The organism is Gammaproteobacteria bacterium (assembly GCA_022340215.1).
Classification (GTDB): domain Bacteria; phylum Pseudomonadota; class Gammaproteobacteria; order JAJDOJ01; family JAJDOJ01; genus JAJDOJ01.
The window spans coordinates 1-3,958 of the sequence record JAJDOJ010000247.1; the positions used below are offsets into that span (position 1 = coordinate 1).

Below are 3,958 nucleotides of genomic sequence, written 5' to 3' on the forward strand. Positions count from 1 at the left end.
AGCCGCCTGGCGTGTATGCCGAACAGGTGCAGGTGTCGCCCGCGCGCCAGCGACGCGTAGCGATCGGCGGCGGCCAGGTCGGGATAGACCCGGACGCGGGAATCGTTCTCGAGCACCCGGTTGTGCATCCACAGACCCAGCGGCGAGCGCAGGCGAATCTGGGTGCGGGGGAAGCGGAATTCACCGCGTCTGCGCGGTATGACCCGGTAGGTGAACGCCGAGGCCTCCCCGGCGGCGGTGCGAACGGTGCCGGGGAGCCCTGTCGCATCGAGACTGTCCGGGTAATGATCGAAGACCGTCATCTCGATCGTTCGGGCGCCGCCGTTGTGGAACGTCAGCCGCACCTTGCCGGTGCCGTTCAGACCCATGACCTCGGGGACCCGTCGGCTGACCCGCGGTGTGGGGATCCTCCAAACCCTGAAGGCGTCGATGACAGCGAGCAGTGCCACGGCGCCGAGCGCGGACCACCAGAGCGGGTCCGCTTCCGGCCAGAACCAGACCAGCAATGCCACGGTCGCGGGGACGAGCAGCAGGGCCAGGAGCCTGCCGGTGGGGATCATCGCCTGGGGACGTCGATGTGCGAGAGGATCTCGCCGAGGGTGTCGTCCGGCCCCCGGCCCTCGAGTTCGAGCTCGGGTGAACAGACGATGCGGTGCCGCAGCGCGGGCAGCGCGACCCGGCGGACGTCGTCGGGTGTGGTGTAGTCCCGTCCGTCGAGCAGCGCGGTCGCGCGCGCGGCGCGGACGATGGCGATGGCCCCGCGGGGACCGGCCCCGACGGCGATGCCCTGCCAGTCGCGGGTGGCGCGGGTGATGCGCACCGCGTAGTCGATGACCCCGGCATCGACGAGCATGCCTGCGCTGGCCCGCTGCAATGCGAGGATCCGTTCGGCGTCGGCGATCGTGTGCACCCCGGAGACGTCGAGGTCCTGACCCACTCCCCCGTCGGTGACCGCATGCACGATGGACAGCTCCTCCTCGTGCGCCGGGTAGTCCATGGAGATCTTCAGCAGGAAGCGGTCCAGTTGCGCCTCGGGCAGGGGATAGGTGCCGTCCTGCTCGATGGGGTTCTGCGTGGCCAGGGTCATGAAGGGGCTGGGGACCTCCAGCGTCTTGCCCTCGATCGTGACCTGACGTTCCTGCATCACCTCCAGCAGCGCCGACTGGGTCTTGGCCGGCGCCCGATTGATCTCGTCGGCCAGCAGCAGGTTGGTGAACACGGGGCCGCTGCGCACCACGAAGCGTTCGGACTTCGGGTTGTAGATGACGTGCCCGGTGACGTCGGCGGGCATCAGGTCCGGGGTGAACTGGATGCGCGTGAAGCTGCCGTCGAAGCTGCGCGCGAGCGCCTGGACCAGCAGCGTCTTGCCGAGACCCGGTACGCCCTCGATCAGGACGTGGCCGCCGGCGATGAGTCCGACCAGCACCTGGTCGAGGACCGCCGCCTGGCCGAGCAATGCGGTGCCGATCTCGCGTCGCAGCGCGCCGGCCAGTTCGCCGGCCCGTTCGAGGTCCGCCGCCGACCGTGTCGCTTGTGGCCCCTTGGTTTGGTCTGTGTCGGTCATAGGTGTCTTCTGATGGTTTCCATGGTACGCACCGTGCGCGTGAATGCGGATCTTTCGGAACCTGCGTCGGGCGGAAACGGCGATGCCTCGCCTCGCCGGGATCCCAGCGCCGCATGCAGGCGGTCGCAGACCGTGTCGCGCCGGCGTCCCGCTTCGCGTAACAGGGCGTGCTCCACCGCCGCCAGGAGTCGGTTGCCGGCACCCGATCGCCAGTAATATCGCCCGCTCGCCTCGACGTGTTCCATCAGCCGTCTTCGCCCGGGCGTCGGGGCGGGCACGAGCGGCCCGAAACGGGGCGCGGCCGAGGCGATCCAGGCCGCGAGCAGGAGGGCCAGGCTCGCGACCAGCATCCAGCTCCGTTCCCACAGGCGGACCCAGAAGGCCGCCATTCCCTGGGACACGACGAACCAGACCTGTCGCGGCGGTTCCCCGTCGACTCGCAACAGCCGCCAGAAAAACTCGGCGTGGTCGGCCCTGCCGATGCCCCCGTTGGTGGCGAACGCCATGTCCGAGAGCACCGTGACCTTCCCTTCACCCTGCGTGCGGCGGATCAGGTGGGCGCCGAACTCCCCGGCGAGGATCAGGGCCCCGTCCGTATCCTGCGTCTCGAGACGCCGGTCGGGATCGAAATCCACCTCGACGAAACCCTCGCCGTCGGGCAGTTCCAGGGCCGGAATCGAGGCCTCGGCAATCTGCTCGGCGGACAGATATCCCGTGACGGCCTGGATATCCAGGGCGTCGAGCAGCCCGTCCGGGATGGCGACCGGCCCATCGCCGTCCTTCTGCGCCTCCGGCGTCCGGCGGCGTGCGGCGACGACCAGGTGCCCGCCCGCCTCGACCCACCCCAGCAGCCGCGCCACACCTTGCGGTGTATCCGACGCGCCGCGCCGGCCAAGGATGACGACACTGCCGGCGGGGTCGATCTCTGCGAGTCGACCCGTGGATCCCAGGCGGCCAACACCGAGTCCCATGGTGTGGAGGAAGCGTTCGGCGGCGAGGAGGTCGTTGTTGCGGGCCTCCCCCTGGTAACCGACGTACACGTCTTCCTCGCGCTTCTCGAAGTTTTCGAGAAACAGCCAGGTGAGGATGCCCGCCACGACGACGAGCAGGACGAAGACCAGGATCGGACCCCGGATCATGGTCCGGTCTCCCCGAATCGATGCGCCCACTCCTCGATCAGTGCCATGCCCTCGTCACCCGGCGGGGGCGTGTGCCGGTAGGCCGTGAGTCGCCAGACCGCGATCAGACGCGAGAGATAGCCCTTCAGCCCGGGGTCGTTCAGTTCCTCGAGTCTGCGTTCCACGTCCCGCTCGGTGTCGACCGCAATGACCGGCAAGGCACCACGCGCGGCCAGGTGAGCGAGACTGGCCCGGTAGAGGAGCGACATCGCCCCGCGAGGATCGCCGGCGGACCACAGGGACCGTGCCGCGGTGGACGGGTTCAAGGGTACAGCGGCAGCCTCAGCGGGTGTGCGGGGCGCTACGGGTTCCTGCCGGGCGGTGGGAGCAACCGGCGGCCGGGGCCGGATCCCGCCGCGGTAACGCCAGATCGAGACCGCCAGGGCCAGGACGAGGTAGCCGAGCATCAGCCACATGAGCAGGCGCGCCACGCGGGCGATCAGCGCGGCGGTCTCCGGGCCGATCAGGCTCCTGCGCTCGTTCCCGTCGTCGGCCGTTCTCCGTTTGGGGACCCACGTCTCCCGGCGCTCGGTGATCTGGAACTCGGGCGCAGACAGGACCTGCGCGATCGCCTCGGCGGGATCCTCGGCGGCCGGTCGGTCCACGTCCCCGGAATCCGAGGCCAGGGCAGGGACAATCATCGGGGGAAGCAGCAACACCGCGACCAGCGTCATTGCGGCGGCCGTCGCCGGACGGACGGAGGCGGAAAGCCTGCGGGCCATTCGGCGGAACTGCAGTTCGATGTCCCAGCCCTCGAGGACCGTCCGCCGATTCACGTACAGGGAGAATCCCCCCGCCACGTAGCAGGGCTCGATGATCGATACGGCAATGTAGTAGGCGAGATTGAAGACGGTATCGAAACCGCCGGGGATGCCGGTCTCGAGGACAGACAGAAATGGTTTGAGCAGTGTGTCGGGGACCAGCAGCCAGGCCAGCGCCAGCAGCGAGAGGTAGCAGACCAGTTCGAGATTCACGCAGGCCACCGTGAGCCAGACGGCGTGACCGTGCCCGCGGTGGTTGAGCACGCGTTGCCGCCGCCGGCGGGCCTTTCCCCGAAGCCCCTCGAGCTGATACGCGGGAAGGTCGAAGGCGCGGGCAGGGTCGAGACGCAACAGCGTCAGCCCGAGAATCAGCCCGTTTCTGCGCAGTTCGAGGGCCTTGCGGAGCGTCTCTCGCAGCGGTGGCCGGGAACCGAACAGCGCCTGGCTCACGACCC

General features: G+C 69.2%; 4 protein-coding genes. All 4 read right to left on the reverse strand.

Features of this window, described 5'->3' with window-relative positions; translation table 11 throughout:
• A partial coding sequence (locus tag LJE91_16945) for a hypothetical protein (GenBank protein MCG6870352.1) occupies nucleotides 1-560 on the reverse strand: 560 nt, incomplete at its 3' end.
• Complete coding sequence (locus tag LJE91_16950; protein ID MCG6870353.1) at nucleotides 557-1,564, reverse strand: MoxR family ATPase; 1,008 nt, start codon at nucleotides 1,562-1,564, stop codon at nucleotides 557-559. The genes LJE91_16950 and LJE91_16945, both read right to left, overlap by 4 nt.
• Nucleotides 1,561-2,703, reverse strand: a complete 1,143-nt coding sequence (locus tag LJE91_16955; GenBank protein ID MCG6870354.1) for a DUF4350 domain-containing protein — start codon at nucleotides 2,701-2,703, stop codon at nucleotides 1,561-1,563. The genes LJE91_16950 and LJE91_16955 overlap by 4 nt, the downstream gene beginning before the upstream one ends.
• Nucleotides 2,700-3,958, reverse strand: a 1,259-nt coding sequence (locus LJE91_16960) for a hypothetical protein (protein MCG6870355.1), incomplete at its 5' end; no start/stop codon positions are given. The genes LJE91_16960 and LJE91_16955, both read right to left, overlap by 4 nt.